Here is an 18,025-nt window from a genome sequence, read left to right on the forward strand (position 1 = left end):
GATATGGCCATAAGTGCGGCACGAAAGGACATAAGTGTCGTGTTATTTGCAGCGCGTCAGCGCTAAAGTAATGTACGGTTAAATAATTCAATATGTCAATTGTGGCACGGTAACGACTATGCAGGAAGAACTAAAAGATTTAAACAAGCAGGCGCTAGGTGCTGCAATAAACCATATGGGCAAGGTCGCATGGCCTACCATTATACTAACGCTGCTAGTCTGCAGCCTTTTTGTGTTGTGCATAGCGGCCTTTGCCAATGGCTTGATTTCGGTATGGCTGGCCACACCACTGGTGAGTGTATTGACCTATATGTCGTATACGCCGCTGCATGAGGCAGTACATGGCAATATCCACGGTAATAAAGCAAATTTGCGCTGGGTAAATGATTGGTGCGGCTACCTTGTCGCGCCGATTATAGGGGTGCCGTTTGCATCGCATAAGCATGAGCACTTTACGCACCATCGCTTTACAAATATCGAAGGTAAGGACCCTGACTTTCTCATTAGTGGTATGCGCCATGGGCTGCCCAGCGTATTCCTAACAACGCTGAGATTCTTCTACACTCAAAACGGCTTCTTCGCGAAAAATAACTGGCACTCAGCGCAGCTCAAAGAACGCATTATTTACTGTGCTGAACTTTGTGTGTCGCTGGGCTGGCGGGTGTTAACCATTGCGCTAATAGACCAGCCAGGCATTGCGACCGTGGTGTTAGTGGGCTATTTCTTTGGTGGTTTCTTTACTGCGTATTGGTTTGCCTATCGCCCCCACTTTCCCTACGACAATACCCAGCGTTACCAAAACACCAGCAGTCTTATTATGCCGATCTGGATGCGGCCCCTGGAGTGGTTTTGGCTAGGGCAGAATTTGCACTCTATTCATCACCTCTTTCCTCGCGTACCGTTTTATCGCTACCACGCGCTGCATCGGCAAATTGAGCCAATACTGCGCGCGCACGGGACGCCTATTCTTGGTATTTGGAGTAGGGCGCCGGTGAAGGTGTGAGTGGCGCTATTTTTTTGAGGGGCTGGCTTGTATTTTGAGTCAATACCCTCATTGATTACACATCAGTATTTTTGGATCTAAATACAAGGGAATTCATTTTGACTTCAATAACAACGATAGCCAGTCAACTCGATGTAAATAACAAAGCGAATATAAAAAATCGTCTTTTTAAATCTGCAATGAGCGAGCAGTTAGCAGATCGCGATAACGCGCCCACTAATGAGTTAATACATCTTTATCGGGCGTGGGCAAAAGGCGGCACGGGCTTGCTGGTTACCGGCAATGTAATGGTAGACCGCAATGCCCTGGGTGAGCCGCGTAATGTGGTGCTGGACGAAAAATCAGATATCGCTAAATTTAAGGCCTGGGCTGATGCCAGTACAGAAAATGGCGCGCAAGTCTGGATGCAGCTGAATCACCCCGGTAAGCAAATACCGAGTTTTTTGAGTAAAGAGCCGCTCGCACCGTCGGCAGTACCACTTGGCAATGGCCTGGAAAGTGGCTTTAAATGCCCGCGGGCCTTAACCGAGGCTGAGATTCTGGCCATCATTGAACGTTTCGCTTGGGTAAGCGCCAAAGCGAAGGAATGTGGCTTTAATGGCGTGCAAATTCACAGCGCGCACGGTTACTTGGTCAATCAGTTTTTATCGCCGCATCATAATCGCCGCGACGATCAGTGGGGCGGTAGTCTTGAAAACCGCATGCGCTTTTTAATGGAGATTTATCGCGCGATACGCGCCGCGGTAGGAGATAGTTTTCCTGTTGGCGTAAAGTTGAACTCGGCTGATTTCCAAAAAGGTGGTTTTGATGAGTCTGACTCGATCGAGGTTATTCAGGCCTTGCAGAACGAGGGCATTGATTTAATCGAGATCTCTGGCGGCAACTACGAAAACCCCAGTATGGTTGGCAGTGGCGCGAGTGAAAGCACGCTTAAGCGCGAAGCCTACTTCTTAGATTACGCTGAGAAAGCGCAAAAAATAATGAATGTGCCACTGGTTGTTACCGGCGGCTTCCGCTCCGCCAGCGCAATGAATAGCGCAATTGCTTCTGGCGCGGCAGATATGATCGGTATCGCAAGGCCACTGGCCTTAGATCCGGCCCTTGCCAATAAACTGATCGCGAGCGACAAACATTCAATTCAGCTACCGGTGCTTAGCACTGGCATCAAAGCCTTAGACGCAATGACCATGCTGGATATTACCTGGTATGAGCACCAACTTGAGCGTATTGGTAAAGGTAAATCGCCAAAGCCGAATCTGTCGGAGTGGGTATCTGTTTTAAAAACCTTCGCCTCTTTAGGTGCGCTGGCTTTTCAAAAACGGCGCGTGTAGCCCGCGGGTGTCTTCACGAGTTAATCGCGCAGATGCGATTGGCTCGTGAGCGTACAATTTTCTTCTTGGAATAGTTAACTGGCAGGCATTGACGTAAAATAGGCGCTCAAACCCAGCCGTCGATTCTGCTAACGAGCAAGACTCCCCTCTAATGTCATGGCTTTGCCATCGGCTGTTCATTCGTATACAGACACAATTATTAATAGTGGGCTTTTATGAGTATTGATGATCAAAAAGTCGGCGAGACTATTCGCCGCGAAGTCATGGGTAGCGCCCATGTTGATACTTCACTGGGTAATGCCAACGCCTTTGATATGCCGCTGCAAGAGGCTGCCATGGAACACGCTTGGGGCGGTGTGTGGACGCGGGACGGCCTAGATCGTAAAACCCGCAGCATTGTTACCGTCTCTATGCTTATTGCCTTGCAGGCCCACGGTGAGCTTAAAGGACATGTGCGGGGCGCACTCAATAATGGCGTTAGTCCTGAAGAAATTCGCGAAATCATTATGCATGCGGCGGCGTACTGCGGCTACCCAGCGGCCTTGTCGGCCATGCGGGTTGCGCGAGAAGTTGTCGATAGCTACGGGGATTGATTACTTTATTACGCTGGGGCGCCCACTAGTATTGCTAGGTCGGGCGCTTTTTATCGTTGCGGCTTACGCAATTGGTGAAGAGTTTTCAGTATTAGCCTAGGAGTTTGAGCGCTAGCTGCGATGTCAGAAAGCAAACCATGAAAAAGATCCCCATGGCCGAAACGCCAGCAAAAATGATTGGCATCGGGTTTGATTCGGCTAGGTCCATGAGTCTTTTGCGGCCAGACTGATTTTGTAGCGCAAATAACAAAGAAATACCCTGCTTAAACGTTTCGAAGACGCTGAGGGGCTTTTGTTCAGTGACTGTGTTCATGTCTTTGTGTTCCATGATCGTCAATTATTCCTTTGCTGCTGGAGCCGGAGGCCAACTGTAGTCTATTTTGGGCTGGAAAACAGTGGCGGATTTTGTCAATGCTAAAACACGGCTAAAGCGCTATTTGTGTCATAGCGGCACCCTAGCCTTGCAAACGCATTGTAACACTCTTGCAAGGCCTGTGGGGCAGCGGCAATCAATCGGGTACCAAAGATAAGTCCTTCTGTAGCTTGCGCGAAGCACAGTAAAAACACAGTGCTGATAGCACCATGATTGGCGGCACAATATAAAACAGCGCCATGCCGAGTGCCGATGCTCCTAAGGTCGGCGTCAGCACGTCGCTGAGAATACCAACACTCCAAGGTCCCAAGCCCAAGCCAATAATATTGATGATAAAGAAAAGCACTGCAGAAGCCGTAGCGCGCATGCTCAAACCAACTAGGCCGTGGGTCATGGCGATAACATTGCCGAGATAGCTGTTCATCACTATTCCGGGGATGATTAAACACATTAAGGCGGTATATTTTTCATCAACCGTAAAGGCCGCTACGGTAAATGGCAGGCCTACAATCAGCGCGAGTGTGGGCATCCACATATACCAGCGCTTATCGCTTCGGCCGAGCTTGTCTGAGATGTACCCACCAGCAATTACCCCTACTGCGCCGCCTAAGCCCAGTATTACGGCTAGCCACGTGCCGAGTTCACCGGTGGTCATGCCATGGCTGCGGATCATGAAGGAGGCGGTCCAGTTGGCGGTTGCGTAGCCTGCAAAGGCGTTGAGCGCGGCGCCCATGGATAAAAAGCGAAATGAGGGCCGGGTCCAGAGCACGGACAGCACCTCGGTAAGCGACGGTTGGGTGGTGCTGGCGACCCGCGCTTCAGACTGGCCACGCTTTGGCTCAGATAGCGTAAACCTGACGACAATAGCCAGCAATATGCCGGGCATCCCCACAACCACAAACGCCACTCGCCAGCCAAAAAACTCGTTGAGCCAGCCGCCGAGTAAAAAGCCAAAGAGAATGCCGATATTCACGCCCGAGGAGTAAAGCCCCATTGCGGTTGCGCGTTTCTGTGGCGGAAAAATATCGGAAATCATGGAGTGCGAAGGGGGGCTGCCGCCGGCTTCGCCAACGCCTACGCCAATACGGGCAAGCAGGAGCTGAACAAAATTTTGGGCTAAGCCGCTGATACTGGTCATAAAGCTCCAGATGAATACCGCCAAGGCGACGATATTGCGGCGGTTGGCGCGATCGGCCCAGCGTGCAATGGGAATGCCCGCAGTGACATAAAAGGCGGCAAAGGCGAAGCCTGTTAGCAATCCCAAGTGAGAGTCTTTTAAGCCTAAATCGGCTTTTATGGATTCTTGTAAAATGGCGAGTAATTGCCGGTCGATAAAGTTAAAACTATAAACAATGGTCAATACACCTAATGCGTAATAGGCGGCGCCGGTCGGCGTAGATTCTGGCGACTTGGCATTGTTACTGGCGTTGTGTTCAGCACTCATATCAGTCGGTTCTCGCTATTTATTGTTATCTGCGTTTTATTGCGCTGAAGGCTAGGGGGCTGCCTTAAATCGAGCGCTGTTTATACTGACCTAGAATATCCTTATTGGCTGGCGTGTTAGCCATTAGTTTTAGTGGTGAGACGTGGCGGCAATAATAGTATTGACGCCACGCTCCTGAATTTATTGCTGTAGATAGCGATCGCTAAGCTGCTTATTTAAACCACGCTAGCGACCCGCGCAGCCAAGGTGTTCATCTTGGCTGCGCGGGTAGTCTCTTACCCGTGGTCTATTTTACTTTGAAGGGTTGATGAGGAATTTTCTGCCCGTGGCCTGCTGGCTATAGGCCGCAACAATATCTTTGTCTAGGGCTTCGGTCAGTGAAATCTCGTCGCTGTAATGGCTGGCAAAAGTAGTGCGCAGTTCATTGGCAACGCGCTGGCGCAACTCCATCATTTTTTCCATACCGGCCTTCTGAGTGAAGGGGGTAAGGAGCCAGGCGTTAATACCCCAGCTAAAACCAAAGTTACGATTAATAATGGTTGGCGATAAATCGAGGCCGCCGTAGATATACAGCTGCTTAAAGGTCGTGGAGCCATAGGGGCCGGGCAGTTCTTCGGTGCCTTTTAGCGCGGCGCGTTCCATGCAACTGAGAATACGGCTACCGAGGTCGCCGCCACCAGTCGCATCAAAGGCAACGTAGGCACCGGTTTCTTCAATGGCCGCGGTCAGATCATCCATGAAGCTCGCATCGCTGGAATTGCAGATGTATTTCGCGCCCATGGCTTTGAGAATGTCGACCTGCTCTTGTTTGCGCACAATATTGATTAAGTCGATGCCATCGCTTTGGCAAATTCGGTTGAGCATCTGACCCAAGTTCGACGCGGCGGCGGTATGAATAATCGCTTTAAAGCCTTCCGCGCGCATGGTTTCAACAAAGCCCAAGGCGGTGAGCGGATTTACAAAGCACGACGCGGCTTCTCTGGCTGTGGTGCCTTCGTTCTGTGGCATGCACTGCATTACATTGACCTTGCGATACTGGCAGTAAAGCGCGCCGTCCATTACCGCAACGGTTTTACCGAGCAGTGCCTGTGCCGCTGCGCTACTGCCGGCTTTAACGACTGTGCCTGCGCCTTCGTTGCCCATCGCCAATGGTTTGCCGATACGGGGTTTAACACGGCTTTCCATGCCGCTGCGTAATTTAGCGGTGTACGTTGTATCGGCGCCGCTGCCACTGGTTTCACCTGTAGAGACATCTGCCGGCATAATCAAGATGGCTTGGTCAGAGGGGTTGATTGGCGTGGCCTCAATGCGCACGACTACTTCATTTTCGCCGGGCTCGGGTACAGGTGCAGATTTTAGAAGTAGCTTCAGCTGACCGTCTTCTGTGACCAGTGATCGTAATTGCAGACCTGTGCTAGGTGTTTCGTTGTTCATCCCTTGTTTCTCCCCGAAATTTGGATTTTTGTAATCGTATCTGTCAGTGTAACTCTAGCGTTACAGAAATAACAAATGCTATTGAATTGGCTCACGAAGGCGCCGCCTAATTTTTGCTCGGCGCGGTGGCTGCTAAGAAGAATAGCTGATTTGGGGGTAAACGCAGGGAATAGCGCTAGATGCCCGCGCCATGCCGCTACCCCCGTAAAATAGTCTAAGTCGTTACTGCGGGGGTGGGGCTAAGATTAGCGGGCGGGGCCGCGGGTGACCTCGGCAAAACCGGGTGCGTCTGGACGTTTGCGAGCACTTACTTGGCGGGGATCAATTGGCTCGCCGCAGTCCGGGCAGCAAAGAATCGGCTGAATGTCGTGACCACAAGATTGATGTTGGCGCAGAATCGGTGGCCCAGCGGCATCGGAATAGTATTTGTCGCCCCAGTTAAGCAGGGTCGAAATTACCGGATACAGGTCGCGACCCTTTTCAGTTAGACGGTATTCATAACGCGCTGGATTGCTTTGGTAAGCGCGGCGCTCCAATACATTGTGCGCCTCCAGTTTTTTTAAGCGCTGGGTCAATGTTGTGCGTGACACCTGTAGACGTGTCTGCAGATCCTCAAAGCGCCGTACCCCCAGAAAGCAGTCACTAAGAATCACAAGCGTCCAGCGATCGCCTAGAACGACCGAGCTGCGTGCAACTGAACATTGCTGTGCGCCGAGCTCTTCCCATTGCATTTAATTTGCCTCTAATAATCCCGCTTATTTCTGGGTAGTTCGCCACAAAGTATATACAAAGTCCATTTTTTGTACTAACTTTAATCAATAAGTCCAGTTTTTGGACTAACTAATAAAGTCACAAGAATATTTGCTTTTGGAGAGTGCCATGCCTGCCCCCGTCCCCTTTGACCCAAGTGCGATAGCCAATGCCAAGCATAAGCTGCGTCCCGCTAAGGACGGTGTCACCGTTAAGCGCACTATCTGCGCGACCTGCGATATCGCCTGTAGCGTGGTAACAGAAAGCAAGCAGGGTCGCGTTGTTAAAGTTCGCTCTTCAGATAACCCTATCTTTCGCGACAATATTTGCATGAAAGGCATTATTGCGCCCAAAGCTTTTGCCCACCCAGACCGCATTTTGCACCCAATGAAGCGCGTCGGTGAACGCGGTTCTGGCAAGTGGGAGCGGGTTAGCTGGGACGAGGCCATGAGCGATATTGGCCAGCGACTGAAAAAAGTGATTGATGAGCACGGCCCCGAGGCGTGGGCGGTATCCACCAGTCAGTGGAATACCGCCACAGACCACGGTCTTGGTCGTCGGATCATGAACCATGTTGGCTCGCCAAACTGGATCAGTGGGGTTGCCCTGTGTGCAGGTAATACTGCAGCCATTAACCGGCTTACCTATGGCTGGTTCCCGATGGGGGACTTTAATAACACCAATTGCATCGTGCTTATGGGCCACAATCCTCGGCGCCACAGCTGGACACCGCTGTATAACTATATTCGCTCGGCACAGCAGCGCGGCGCCAAGCTAATTGTGTGTGATCCACGCAAGAGTTCGAGCGCAGAGCGCGCGGATATTTGGTTGCCCTTAAAAGCGGGCAGCGACGCCGCCATGATGTTTGGCTGGTTAAAAGTCATTTTTGATGAAGGTCTGTACGACAAAGATTTTGTGGCCAACTGGACGGTGGGCTTTGAAGAATTGCGTAAGCGCGTAGATGAGTTTCCCTTAGATCGCGTCGCCAAGCTTACGGGTTGTGAGCCAGAGATGATCGCTAAGGCGGCGCGCATGTATGCGAACTCCGGCCCGTCGATTATTCCCTGGACGCCAATCACCGACATGCAGCGCAATAGTACCTCGGCGATTCGTCTGCAAGGTATTTTGCGCGCCGTGTGCGGCTACATTGATGTTGCCGGTGGTGAAACCCTGCAGGGTTTTCATCCCGACGTGGTACCGGAATCGACCATTGAAATGCACGAAGTTTTGTCTGAGGCACAAAAGGCCAAACAGCTCGGCGCTGATACCCACCCCGCATTTACCTACCGTGGGCAAGAGGCGCTGCGCGAACCGCTTAAGCGCGTGTGGGGGCATGAATACCCCAATCAAATTACCGGCTGTTACATGGCCAATCCGTCGGCCACCTTCCGGGCCATGGCGGGTGAGGGCAGTTATCCAGTAAAGGCCTTTTTTACCATGGGCAATAACACCGTAATGAGCTACGCCAATATGCCGCTCATTATCAAAGCCATGATGAATCAGGATCTCATTGTTGCCCACGAGCACCATATGACCCCAACCGCTCAGCTAGCCGATTATGTATTGCCTGGCGACAGTTGGCTGGAACGACCTTGGTTAACCGATGCCTTTGGCTGGATGTCGGCTTACCGTCCTTCAGAACAGTCGATGGAGCCCCCCGGCGAGGCGCTGAGTACCTGGGAGTTCTGGAAACGCATCGCCAATGCCTTGGGTAGACCGGAGTTGGTGCCGTGGGCGTCGCTAACCGATTTCTATGACGACCGTTTGAAAGCAACTGGCATGAGCTTTAAAGAATTGTCGGAAACCACGGAGATTTATTTCGATATGCCGGAGTTTCGCAAGTACTTAAAAACCGGCTTTGCCACGCCGAGCGGCAAGGTGGAATTAAAGTCCTCTATTCTCGAAGACCTTGGCTTTGATCCGCTGCCTTACTTTCGTGAAGATCCGCCAGTCGACCCCAATTACCCGCTACAAATGTTTACCGGCGTACGTGAAGACGGCTATTTTCAAACTGCCCAACGGCAGGTGCCAGAAATGCGCCAGCGCGCTCCAGAGCCCATGATCTTTGTGAGCCCAGATACCGCAAAGGACTATCAGCTTCAAGAAAACGAGTGGGTCATTATTGAAAACCAAACAGGAAAAATTTCAGCGCAAGTCGCCATTAAAGAAGCCATGCCCAACGGCTTAGTGCGCGTACCTCACGGCTGGTGGAAGCCAGAAATGCAGAAGGGCGCCGGTCATCTATCGGGAGCGCTGCAATACAGCGACGCGCAACTGTGTCGCGACGACGAAGATTATCTAGACCGCGAGCAGGGCATACCCCACCTAAAAGGCGTGCCCTGCCGTATTGTAAAAGACCCTACTGGGGGCGCCGCCAACCCAGCTCCTACAGAGGCCACATTATGAGCAAACTCAGTAGAGCTGAGAGAAAGCGGGAGCGTGCAGCTAAGCTCCTTATCTGGCTGGCAGACCGCGCCTCGCGCAATCGATCATTATTAGATCGTCTCTGCCGTTTGATCGTAGACCGCGTGTCTCGGCGTGCGCCCCACGAAGACTTTATGCGTGACCCGATTGTCGACGGCAATGAGGGCTTTGATCCAGACGAGCTTGATCGCTACCAGCGGGGTGAGGGTGGTCATCAGGTATGGAGCGCGGCGGAAAAATAGCGAAGTTGGCTCAGGTGTTATGAGTTGATCTCATATTCTTTCACATCAAAATCTTCTACCAGAGAAAATGAATCATTGTCTGGGCCGGAATTTCTGAATTCATCCAATGGGCCGCGTGCAATCCATTTCTCGAAAATATTTACCCTGTTCTCATCAAGAGGATCTGGTGAAACGGAAAAATCTTCGCATGCATCGAGCATTCTTGCTTTCGATACAGCCTCAAGCGACTTTTTGATAAATTCTTCCCGCGTGCCACGTTTTAACTTTAATTTTCCTGCAACGATTATTGCCATGTAATTACTCTTCTAGATGCATAACGTCGCGAGCATCCTAGTGCTTGGTCTCGTTATATTTTTGACTTATAGCGACCTTTAAAATAGTGAAAGTAACTAATAGAAATACAATTGTAGCGATATGTTTAAGCACAACGCTAAATGGTGCCTGTGCTTCATAAGCAAGAAACCCATCTGTAATTGGCATGACTGTACCAAACAAGGCGCACCACATTAATGCTGAATAGTTTCGAGCATATAGCAAATACCCTAGAACTAGCGTAATAAACAACGTTCGTGAACCATATATTTGTACCCAATCTGAATCCTTCGCTGCGAATAACTCAGTGCCTCTCACGACGGAGAATGCCGCAGGATCTAGGTAAGAAAAAATGGCATAAAAACCCTGCAGGAGAGCCATTATCAAAACCAATACGGCTCCCACTTTACTATATGTCTTATTCATATTATTCCATTCAAGGTGTTGAGCTGCGGCGAAATCCAAGGCTTGGCGCACAAGTGAACCACACAGTAGCGAGTCTTGCACGCGAGCGTGCTCAGCGCTGCGCCTTGTTAAACTTTCTTTTTATTCGGGCTCTTCTTTGTTTTGCGTGCCTTCGCCAGGGGTAATGAACAGCAGCTTACTTTTTACATTGATTTTTGCTGTATGCCATATGCCCTTGGGCACAATGATATATGAGCCTGGTTCGTCTAGTGTGATTGATTCTTCTCCATCCGGTAGCCTTAGCACGAAAGTGATTTTTCCAGATAGCAGTAAGACGATTTCATCCCCTTTGGGATGAACCTCCCATGTGTTCCAGTCTGAAGTGAATTCGTAGCCAGCGATTAGGTCGTGGCCACGAAATCCCTCGTATTTCTGCCCAATGCGTTCGTAGAGAGTTTTGTCATTTTTCTCTATAAACGCGTCCTTATTCTGGGAGTGTACGATGAACTTGTTTTGGATATTTCCGATCTTTACGCTCATTGATCTGTGGTTCCCTCGAAACGTTTAACGAAGAGTTCGGTGGCAGTTTGTGGAGTGGTGCTTCGCGCTAGCGTAGCGATCAGTACAAAACAGCCACGGAACAAACTGTCCGACTGGCACGTATTGTTAGGGTGTTTTCATGTAGCATGCGTAATAGCGTTTCTTGAATCAGATATTATTCGGTCATAGCGCTCGATAAAGACAAGCATCTTGTTGGGACTTTCTTGGAATGTCTTAATCCACAGAGATAATGCCTGTGCTATTTCATCTATTAAATCTTTAAAATTGAAGTATTGAGTGTCTAGGTCGGGATTTGGAATGTATCCACTTCTCGCGACACAAAAGCTAATTCTCTTTTCTTTTCCGTAAAGAACTTTTCTGGAATCCAAATTTGACATGTGAAGAACTGAATTCCGGAGCTCCCACAGTTGCTGCTCGGTAATCCCCAGTTTTTCAACTGATGCATACTTTTTTAGCCATTGGACGAAATTTCCACTAACATCACCAAGCTCAAGATATGCGATCGTATCGATGAATGAGACAAGAAGCTTCATACATGAAACATATTGCTTTGCGTTAAAAAGTAGCTTTATTGCTATAAAGTAATCGTCGTTTAGCAGTCGAGGCATATCAAAGCCATCTGGCGTGATGTAAGACTCCAGGTAATCTGCCATCTTACCCTTGCCGAGTTTGGGATGATCTTCGAATGAGCTCACATAGAATGGCTCATACCCGTGCGCGACATCTATCTGCGCCTCACCATTTACAATTGGAGTAATGCAGCAAAGTGGGCTTTCAGGAGCATCATGGCGAGCGAAAAACTCCTCAAAAACCTCCATACTTCGCCCCGCCCTCACCAACGCCATGTAGGACGAGTACTTAAATATGCCATCGGAAGTACCAATCATACATGACTGCACGTTGGCAATATCTGCTATTAAGCAGTCGCTAGACACGGATCTTCTAAGGAATTCCATTTTTTCTTCATCAGAGCCATCCATTTCATGCACTGCAACACCGAGCTGGCTAATTCTTTCACCGTCAGTGTAGAGAAAGCAGTTAAAAATTCTTTCCTTCATATAGACCTTCGAAGATTCTCGTTGTCAGACAATCACAGCTTATTATGAGGACAGAGGCCACATATCATTTTGGCCTCCTATCACAGAAATGAATTTTGGACGGAAATGGAATGAGCCATATTTTTCAATGGGTTTAGTTGATACCGAGGAATTAGTTGGCGGTGTTAACAAGGCAAGCTCCCTCTATCAATTTTGAATTCCCTTTCTATTGATCATATACCTGCCGCATTAATAATCAATAAGTTGGCGCCACGCAATCCGTGGTAGTGAGCCTCTGGCTACTGAAAAAGGGGAGATTTCGTTTTTCTGACGATTTGGCTAGTTTGTGGGCGAATATCGATTTAAAACTTACAAAGCTTTCCTTGCGTGATTGATCCGGGGTAGTTCCGGCGCTCGCCTAGGTCGCGTTCTAGCGCTTTGGGGTGTGTACTCGCTCTGCGTGAAATATAATTTGTCATTAGTAGTGACAATACAATTTTGATTGGCTAGGCTTGCTCTGGCTTTTGGTATGAAAAGCGCAATCGAATAAGGTAGAGGCTCGTGCTGAGCTTGGTCAGTAAACGCGCCCGAAGCAGTCGTTGTAATCAGTGGTGACCGTGTTTTTAGTGAAACTATTGCGCGAGTTGGCTGCGTACTGAATTGCACAGATTGTGAAACGTTGTTTACTGAGTCTTGAGTGCGTCTAGAATTAAAATCATTGGAGTTTTGTATGAATGACTTGGCAATAAAAAACCGTGTTACCGAGATGACCGGCACCGAGTACCCGATTATTCAGGCGCCAATGGGCTGGATCGCGCGGGCACATTTGGCTGCAGCGGTGAGTAACGCGGGTGGGCTGGGCATCATCGAAACCTCGTCAGGAGAACTCGATAATATAAAAATTGAAGTGGCCAAAATGCGCGAACTCACCAGCAAGCCCTTTGGGATGAATGTCGCTTTGTCTTATGTGAAGGGCACGAATATTGTCGATTTTGTGATCGAGCAGGGCATTAAGTTTGTGACCACGTCGTCGGGCAGCCCAAATGTGTGTACCAAGGCATTTCAAGAGGCGGGTATTACCGTCTTTCACGTGGTGCCAACACTCGATATGGCGCTTAAAGCCATCGATGCGGGGGTGGATGGCCTAGTAGTTGAAGGCGGGGAGGGTGGTGGTTTTAAAAATCCCAGTCCGGTATCAACAATGGTATTGCTGCCGCTGATACGCAGCCGGGTAGATGTGCCGATAATCGCCGCTGGTGGCATATCTGATGGCGCGTCGATGGCCGGTGCTTTTGCCATGGGCGCCGAGGGCGTGCAAATGGGTACCCGGATGTTGGCATGCGCTGAGTCGCCGGTTCACGACAATTGGAAAAATGCGGTTGTTAGTGCCAAAGAAACTGATACGGTTTTTCTTAATCAAGCATCGCGTCCAGCCCTGCGTGCGCTAAGAACCCAGCGTACCGAGCAACTTTTACCGCTGGGTAAATTTAATGCCATGGAGCATTTTGCTGGGGTGAATGAATTGTATTTTGGTGGTGACATGGAAGCGGCAATTCCATTGTCTGGTCAGGTGGCCGGCCGCATCGACAGTGTTAAAACCGCACAAGCCATTTTGAGTGAGACGATGACCGAATTTCACCAGATCATGAAGCAGCTGAGTACCCAATACTTGCGCTAGTGCCATCGCAGGCGCAGTGTTTTTAACAATAATAGCCCCGTATAAAGGGGCGCCGCCGAGGTTAAGTAATGAGCGAATCTGCACCGATGTTTGATTTAACGCCCACTGAAGAAGAGTTCATGACGCGCGAAGTAATGCGTCGCTTCGCAGCAGAGGAAATGGCGCCCAAAGCGCGCGCGGCAGATGAGGCGGCGAGCTTGCCGGATGATTTCCTACAAAAAACGGTAGAGCTGGGCTTAAATTTTATGCCCGTGCCGGAGGCGCTTGGCGGTGTGGGCGCCGGCCACCAGCCGATATCCAATACCCTGACGATTGAAGATCTCGCTCAGGGTGATATGTCGATGGCGTTGGCGGTTCTCGCCCCACTCGCGGTGATCAACACTGTGATGAAATGGGGCACTAGCGCTCAGCAAACTCGCGTGGCGGACACCTTATTACTTGATCAATTTGCACCGGCGGCGATCGCCTTACTGGAGCCTGGCCTTAGCTGTGATCCGGCAAATCTAAGTGCGACGGCGCAGCAGCAGCCTGATGGGACTTGGCATTTGTCCGGTAAAAAGAGTCTGCTGCCCTTTGGACCTGAGGCCCAGCTTCTGCTGGTTTTTGCTAAGGCGGTGAGCACTGCCGGTGAGTCTTTGGGAACCCGCGGGTTTTTATTGGCGCCGTCGCTGGCGGGTTGCAGTTTTACGCGTGAGCAATATATGGGGCTGCGGCCGTTGCCACTGTATGCCGCAAACTTTAGCGATGTCGCCCTACCCGCCGACGCCGTGTTAAGGGATGATTTTGATCTTGAGCAATTTCTGTCGCTAAGCCGTATCGCAACGGCAGCGCTGGCGGTGGGCACCTGCCAGTCGGTATTGGACTACGTAAAAGACTACGTAAATGAGCGCGTTGCTTTCGGTGAGCCGATCTCACATCGCCAGTCAGTCGCGTTTATGGTCGCCGACATGGCCACGGAGCTAGAGGGTTTGCGCTTAATGGTGTATCGCGCGGCGTCGCAAGCCGAGCAGGGCTTGGATTGCAGTCGAATGGCGTATCTTGCACACCGACAAGCGGTCAAGGTGGGTATGAAAATAGGTACCGATGGCGTGCAGTTATTGGGCGGGCACGGTTTTACGCGAGAGCACCCCGTTGAATTGTGGTACCGGAATTTACGGGCGCTCGCCATTCTCACTGGTTTAGTGGTTGCTTGAGTCGGACTTATTGAGTTCATGACCTGCCTAATTATAAAAAGGAATACCGCGTGATTAATTTAGAACTCCCTAAAGATTTACAAGATTTAACCGGACTGATGCGCCAATTTTCAGAGGGCGGTTTGCGGCCGATTTCCCGTAAGTACGACTCTTTGGAGCAAAAAGAACTGCCCGAGGAATTGGTGGAACTAGGTGCACTGTTAAAAGCAGGCCGATCATCGTCAAGCAAGAAGGAGGGCGCCAGCAAACCAGAGGGCAATCGCAACGGCAATAATATGCGGATGACGGTAGCCACCGAAGCAATGTGCTGGGGTGATGTGGGATTGTTTCTGGCCATGCCTACCATCGGTCTTGGTAATGCGGCTGTTGAGGCCGTTGCCAGCGATGAACAAAAAGCGGAGTGGGGCGAGCTGTTTGCCGCCATGGCGATCACCGAGCCGGGTTGTGGTTCGGATTCCGCGAATATTAAAACTACGGCAACGCTAGACGGTGAGGAGTGGGTGCTTAACGGTGAAAAAATATTCGTAACGGATGGCTACCGCTGCCGCCAAGTTGTGGTGTGGGCATCACTTGATACCACGATGGGCAAGGCTGCCATTAAATCCTTTTTTGTGCCCAAGGGGACGCCGGGCATGACAGTAACGCGGGTAGAGCATAAGCTCGGGATTCGCGCATCCGACACGGCGCAGATCGTGTTTGAAAATTGCCGGGTGCCCAAGGCTAACTTGCTTGGCAACCCTGAAATCGCCAAGACCGCTGAAGCGCGCAAAAAGGCCTTTGGCGGGGTAATGCAAACCTTTGATAACACGCGGCCCATCGTTGCCGCGCAGGCGGTTGGTTTGGCCCGTGCGGCCTTAGATTTAACACTAGACTTGCTGAAAGAACAGGGCCTAACACTGGACTACAGCAAGAACTACCATCAGCTCTCTGCCATTGAAAACGATCTCTATGGCCTAGAGGCCGACTGGGAGTCTGCCCGTCTACTGGTATTGAAAGCCGCGTGGATGGCCGATAACCGTCAGCCAAACTCTATGAACGCTTCTATGTCGAAGGCGAAAGCGGGCCGTATGGGCAACGAAGTAAGCTTAAAATGCGTCGAGATTTGCGGGCAGTTGGGCTATAGCCAAGCGGAGTTGCTGGAGAAGTTTGCGCGGGATTCGAAAATTATCGATATTTACGAAGGCACCCAGCAAATACAGCAATTGATTATTGCGCGGCAGATTTTGGGCAAAAACTCCAGTGAGTTGAAGTAGCGTTCGAGCGTCGCTCTTTCGGGTAGATGGACTTAGCGCTATGATGAGCTTGGATTGTGGATTTTTTGGCACGAGCCCTAAACAGAGGAGATATATGCCGATGTTAAATGCACTCTTAGCCTGCGGTTTAGTGATGGTGACGGTGGCTATTCCACTCGCCTTTTATTGGAAGGCCGAAAAAATAGAGAGTTTACTGCGCAAATTCAACGTTTGAGTACTGAAACGGCATCGCTGGGAATGCACTCAGGGTTTGTTCTGGGTGTAATGTTGATTTAGGCGACAAGATTGGAATTAAATAATCAAAAAAAATGGCGCCTTAATTGGCGCCATCACATCAAGATGTAATCAATAAAATAGATTCTCTGTATGTATGCGGAAATTATAAGTACTTAGCTATCAGCTTTTAAATTTCACCATAAAGTCGAAAAATTGCGTGGCAAATTTTCCGTAGGGCGGACGCAAGAAGCGCATGGGCGAAAACGACGCTTGATAGAATATTGGACGCAATTTAGAGAACGTTACGAAACCTTCGTAGCCGTGATAATGACCCATGCCGCTAGGACCAACGCCACCAAACGGAATGTCGTGCTGGGCAACATGGAAGAGTGCGTCGTTCACCGTTACGCCACCAGACATAATGCGCTCAATATACAGATCCTGCAGTGCCCGCTTATTGGTAAACGGATAAATCGCTAGAGGGCGATCGTGGGCGTTTACATAGTTAATGACGTCGGCGGGTTCTTTGTAAGGTATGACCAAGAGTAATGGCCCAAAGGTCTCGCGGCTACGAATGTTCATGTCGGCGCTGGTATCTAATACCAAGTGCAGCGGCATTTTGCGTGTTGCGGGGTCGCTAGTTTGCTCACCGTGTAAATTGATCACTCGCGCGCCTTTGCTGCGCGCGTCTTCGAGTGTGCTTTCAAGACGCTGCAAGGAGCGATTATCAATAATCGAGGTGTAGTCAGGGCTGTTTATATCTGGGCAATGTTTGTTCACCCAGGTTTGTGCCGCGCTTACAAATTCTTCAATTTTGTTTTCGTGAACAAACACATAATCGACGTTGGTACAGATCTGCCCGGCGTTGAACTGTTTGATAAATAAAATGCGATCAACCGCTTTTTCTAGCGGGTAATCGGGGTCGACAATCGCAGGTGCTTTGCCGCCTAACTCGAGTACCACAGGGGTAAGATTTTTGGCCGCTGCGGCCATGACTGCACGACCGGTTTGCCCTGACCCAGTAAACACAAGTAAATCAAAGGGCAGTGTTGAAAACTCAATGCCGACTTGGCCGGTTTCTTCAAAGAACATTAACTTTTCGGGCGGGAAATAATTCGGCACCAAAGAAATGAGCAGGCGGGTGAGCGCAATGGAGTTTTCAGACATCTTCACCATAACGCGGTTACCAGCGGCAAAGGCGGCGGTAATTTGCGTCATGCTTAGATTAATGGGGAAATTCCAAGGGATGATCAGGCCGGTTACGCCCAGTGGCTGGGGAATAACGCGGTTTTTGGCGCCAGGGAACATCATGATGTCAACGTGGCGACGCTGGACCTTCATCCAACCCTTCATTTTCTTGATGATGCCGTTTATGCCGTCGGTGACTGTGATGATCTCGGCGAACAAGCTTTCGTGGCGCGAGCGATTGCCGTAATCCTCGGAGATTGCCGCGACTATTGCGTCGCGGTTTTCGTTAATCATGCGCTTCAGGGCGAGCAGGTCTTGTTTGCGCTGTGCGAAATCTGGCACGGGTGCGGCGAGATAGGCTTTTCGCTGTGCATCGAATGCGGTTTGCAGGATCGTTTTTTGCTCAATATGTTCGGATATCTCAACACTACTGTTCATGCTATTAAACCCCCGTTCTGATTATGATCAACTGGGCCTGATCTCTGAGCGACTAGCAATTACTGCGGTGCCAGCGAGTTCGATCATAGCCCTGCCGTTTCTCGGATATACCACTAGGCCTGAATTCGTCTTATTGCGATTTTAAGCGCC

17 protein-coding genes are annotated in these 18,025 nt (G+C 50.2%); 8 read left to right on the forward strand and 9 right to left on the reverse strand.

Annotated elements, in window-relative coordinates; genetic code table 11:
- Positions 1–118: 118 nt before the first annotated feature.
- From ABD836_RS13730 to ABD836_RS13740, 3 genes are all read left to right on the forward strand, one after another.
- Positions 119–1,003, forward strand: a complete 885-nt coding sequence (locus ABD836_RS13730; protein WP_344936919.1) for a fatty acid desaturase family protein — start codon at positions 119–121, stop codon at positions 1,001–1,003.
- 98 nt (positions 1,004–1,101) lie between these two features.
- Positions 1,102–2,334 (forward strand): NADH:flavin oxidoreductase/NADH oxidase family protein, encoded by a 1,233-nt coding sequence (locus ABD836_RS13735; protein ID WP_344936922.1) that lies wholly within the window; start codon positions 1,102–1,104, stop codon positions 2,332–2,334.
- Between the two features lie 215 nt (positions 2,335–2,549).
- Entirely contained in the window at positions 2,550–2,927 is a 378-nt protein-coding gene (locus ABD836_RS13740) for a carboxymuconolactone decarboxylase family protein (protein ID WP_344936924.1), read from the forward strand.
- 91 nt (positions 2,928–3,018) lie between these two features.
- Here ABD836_RS13740 and ABD836_RS13745 read toward each other — a convergent pair whose 3' ends face one another.
- The 4 genes from ABD836_RS13745 to ABD836_RS13760 form a co-directional block, all read right to left on the reverse strand.
- The gene (locus ABD836_RS13745) at positions 3,019–3,240 is read right to left on the reverse strand and encodes a hypothetical protein (RefSeq protein ID WP_344936926.1); all 222 of its coding nucleotides are present in this window, start codon (positions 3,238–3,240) and stop codon (positions 3,019–3,021) included.
- Between the two features lie 196 nt (positions 3,241–3,436).
- On the reverse strand, positions 3,437–4,744 hold the full coding sequence (locus tag ABD836_RS13750; protein ID WP_344936928.1) for a spinster family MFS transporter: 1,308 nt from the start codon (positions 4,742–4,744) through the stop codon (positions 3,437–3,439).
- A gap of 291 nt (positions 4,745–5,035) precedes the next feature.
- Complete coding sequence (locus ABD836_RS13755; RefSeq protein WP_344936930.1) at positions 5,036–6,178, reverse strand: zinc-binding dehydrogenase; 1,143 nt, start codon at positions 6,176–6,178, stop codon at positions 5,036–5,038.
- A 245-nt stretch (positions 6,179–6,423) separates the two neighbouring features.
- The gene (locus ABD836_RS13760; RefSeq protein ID WP_344936932.1) at positions 6,424–6,909 is read right to left on the reverse strand and encodes a winged helix-turn-helix transcriptional regulator; all 486 of its coding nucleotides are present in this window, start codon (positions 6,907–6,909) and stop codon (positions 6,424–6,426) included.
- Positions 6,910–7,057: 148 nt separating this feature from the next.
- On the opposite strand from ABD836_RS13760, the gene ABD836_RS13765 reads away from it, so the two are divergent.
- On the forward strand, positions 7,058–9,334 hold the full coding sequence (locus ABD836_RS13765) for a molybdopterin-containing oxidoreductase family protein (RefSeq protein ID WP_344936934.1): 2,277 nt from the start codon (positions 7,058–7,060) through the stop codon (positions 9,332–9,334).
- On the forward strand, positions 9,331–9,594 hold the full coding sequence (locus ABD836_RS13770; RefSeq protein ID WP_344936936.1) for a hypothetical protein: 264 nt from the start codon (positions 9,331–9,333) through the stop codon (positions 9,592–9,594). The genes ABD836_RS13765 and ABD836_RS13770 overlap by 4 nt, the downstream gene beginning before the upstream one ends.
- Before the next feature lie 17 nt (positions 9,595–9,611).
- Here the strand turns inward: ABD836_RS13770 and ABD836_RS13775 are convergent, their stop codons facing one another.
- The 4 genes from ABD836_RS13775 to ABD836_RS13790 all read right to left on the reverse strand — a co-directional run bounded on the left by ABD836_RS13775 (position 9,612) and on the right by ABD836_RS13790 (position 11,930).
- Positions 9,612–9,887 (reverse strand): putative quinol monooxygenase, encoded by a 276-nt coding sequence (locus ABD836_RS13775; protein WP_344936940.1) that lies wholly within the window; start codon positions 9,885–9,887, stop codon positions 9,612–9,614.
- A 37-nt stretch (positions 9,888–9,924) separates the two neighbouring features.
- A complete protein-coding gene (locus tag ABD836_RS13780) occupies positions 9,925–10,332 on the reverse strand; it encodes a DUF4267 domain-containing protein (protein WP_344936942.1) in 408 nt (135 codons plus the stop codon).
- 120 nt (positions 10,333–10,452) lie between these two features.
- The gene (locus ABD836_RS13785) at positions 10,453–10,851 is read right to left on the reverse strand and encodes a cupin domain-containing protein (protein WP_344936945.1); all 399 of its coding nucleotides are present in this window, start codon (positions 10,849–10,851) and stop codon (positions 10,453–10,455) included.
- Between the two features lie 137 nt (positions 10,852–10,988).
- On the reverse strand, positions 10,989–11,930 hold the full coding sequence (locus tag ABD836_RS13790; protein WP_344936947.1) for a hypothetical protein: 942 nt from the start codon (positions 11,928–11,930) through the stop codon (positions 10,989–10,991).
- 709 nt (positions 11,931–12,639) lie between these two features.
- On the opposite strand from ABD836_RS13790, the gene ABD836_RS13795 reads away from it, so the two are divergent.
- The 3 genes from ABD836_RS13795 to ABD836_RS13805 all read left to right on the forward strand — a co-directional run bounded on the left by ABD836_RS13795 (position 12,640) and on the right by ABD836_RS13805 (position 16,033).
- Positions 12,640–13,587, forward strand: a complete 948-nt coding sequence (locus ABD836_RS13795) for an NAD(P)H-dependent flavin oxidoreductase (protein ID WP_344936949.1) — start codon at positions 12,640–12,642, stop codon at positions 13,585–13,587.
- Positions 13,588–13,655: 68 nt separating this feature from the next.
- Positions 13,656–14,780, forward strand: coding sequence for an acyl-CoA dehydrogenase family protein (locus tag ABD836_RS13800; RefSeq protein WP_344936951.1), 1,125 nt, complete (start codon positions 13,656–13,658; stop codon positions 14,778–14,780).
- Positions 14,781–14,830: 50 nt separating this feature from the next.
- On the forward strand, positions 14,831–16,033 hold the full coding sequence (locus tag ABD836_RS13805; RefSeq protein ID WP_344936953.1) for an acyl-CoA dehydrogenase family protein: 1,203 nt from the start codon (positions 14,831–14,833) through the stop codon (positions 16,031–16,033).
- Positions 16,034–16,429: 396 nt separating this feature from the next.
- Here ABD836_RS13805 and ABD836_RS13810 read toward each other — a convergent pair whose 3' ends face one another.
- A complete protein-coding gene (locus tag ABD836_RS13810; RefSeq protein ID WP_344936956.1) occupies positions 16,430–17,875 on the reverse strand; it encodes a coniferyl aldehyde dehydrogenase in 1,446 nt (481 codons plus the stop codon).
- Positions 17,876–18,025: the final 150 nt, after the last annotated feature.

Origin of the sequence: Zhongshania borealis, assembly GCF_039539625.1 — a bacterium.
In the GTDB taxonomy this organism is placed as follows: domain Bacteria; phylum Pseudomonadota; class Gammaproteobacteria; order Pseudomonadales; family Spongiibacteraceae; genus Spongiibacter; species Spongiibacter borealis.

Coding starts and splice junctions, on each gene's coding strand:
- ABD836_RS13730 (WP_344936919.1), top strand. CDS start 119: ATGCAGGAAGAACTAAAAGATTTAAACAAGCAGGCGCTAGGTGCTGCA.
- ABD836_RS13740 (WP_344936924.1), top strand. CDS start 2,550: ATGAGTATTGATGATCAAAAAGTCGGCGAGACTATTCGCCGCGAAGTC.
- ABD836_RS13745 (WP_344936926.1), bottom strand. CDS start 3,240: ATGAACACAGTCACTGAACAAAAGCCCCTCAGCGTCTTCGAAACGTTT.
- ABD836_RS13750 (WP_344936928.1), bottom strand. CDS start 4,744: ATGAGTGCTGAACACAACGCCAGTAACAATGCCAAGTCGCCAGAATCT.
- ABD836_RS13755 (WP_344936930.1), bottom strand. CDS start 6,178: ATGAACAACGAAACACCTAGCACAGGTCTGCAATTACGATCACTGGTC.
- ABD836_RS13760 (WP_344936932.1), bottom strand. CDS start 6,909: ATGCAATGGGAAGAGCTCGGCGCACAGCAATGTTCAGTTGCACGCAGC.
- ABD836_RS13765 (WP_344936934.1), top strand. CDS start 7,058: ATGCCTGCCCCCGTCCCCTTTGACCCAAGTGCGATAGCCAATGCCAAG.
- ABD836_RS13770 (WP_344936936.1), top strand. CDS start 9,331: ATGAGCAAACTCAGTAGAGCTGAGAGAAAGCGGGAGCGTGCAGCTAAG.
- ABD836_RS13775 (WP_344936940.1), bottom strand. CDS start 9,887: ATGGCAATAATCGTTGCAGGAAAATTAAAGTTAAAACGTGGCACGCGG.
- ABD836_RS13780 (WP_344936942.1), bottom strand. CDS start 10,332: ATGAATAAGACATATAGTAAAGTGGGAGCCGTATTGGTTTTGATAATG.
- ABD836_RS13785 (WP_344936945.1), bottom strand. CDS start 10,851: ATGAGCGTAAAGATCGGAAATATCCAAAACAAGTTCATCGTACACTCC.
- ABD836_RS13790 (WP_344936947.1), bottom strand. CDS start 11,930: ATGAAGGAAAGAATTTTTAACTGCTTTCTCTACACTGACGGTGAAAGA.
- ABD836_RS13795 (WP_344936949.1), top strand. CDS start 12,640: ATGAATGACTTGGCAATAAAAAACCGTGTTACCGAGATGACCGGCACC.
- ABD836_RS13800 (WP_344936951.1), top strand. CDS start 13,656: ATGAGCGAATCTGCACCGATGTTTGATTTAACGCCCACTGAAGAAGAG.
- ABD836_RS13810 (WP_344936956.1), bottom strand. CDS start 17,875: ATGAACAGTAGTGTTGAGATATCCGAACATATTGAGCAAAAAACGATC.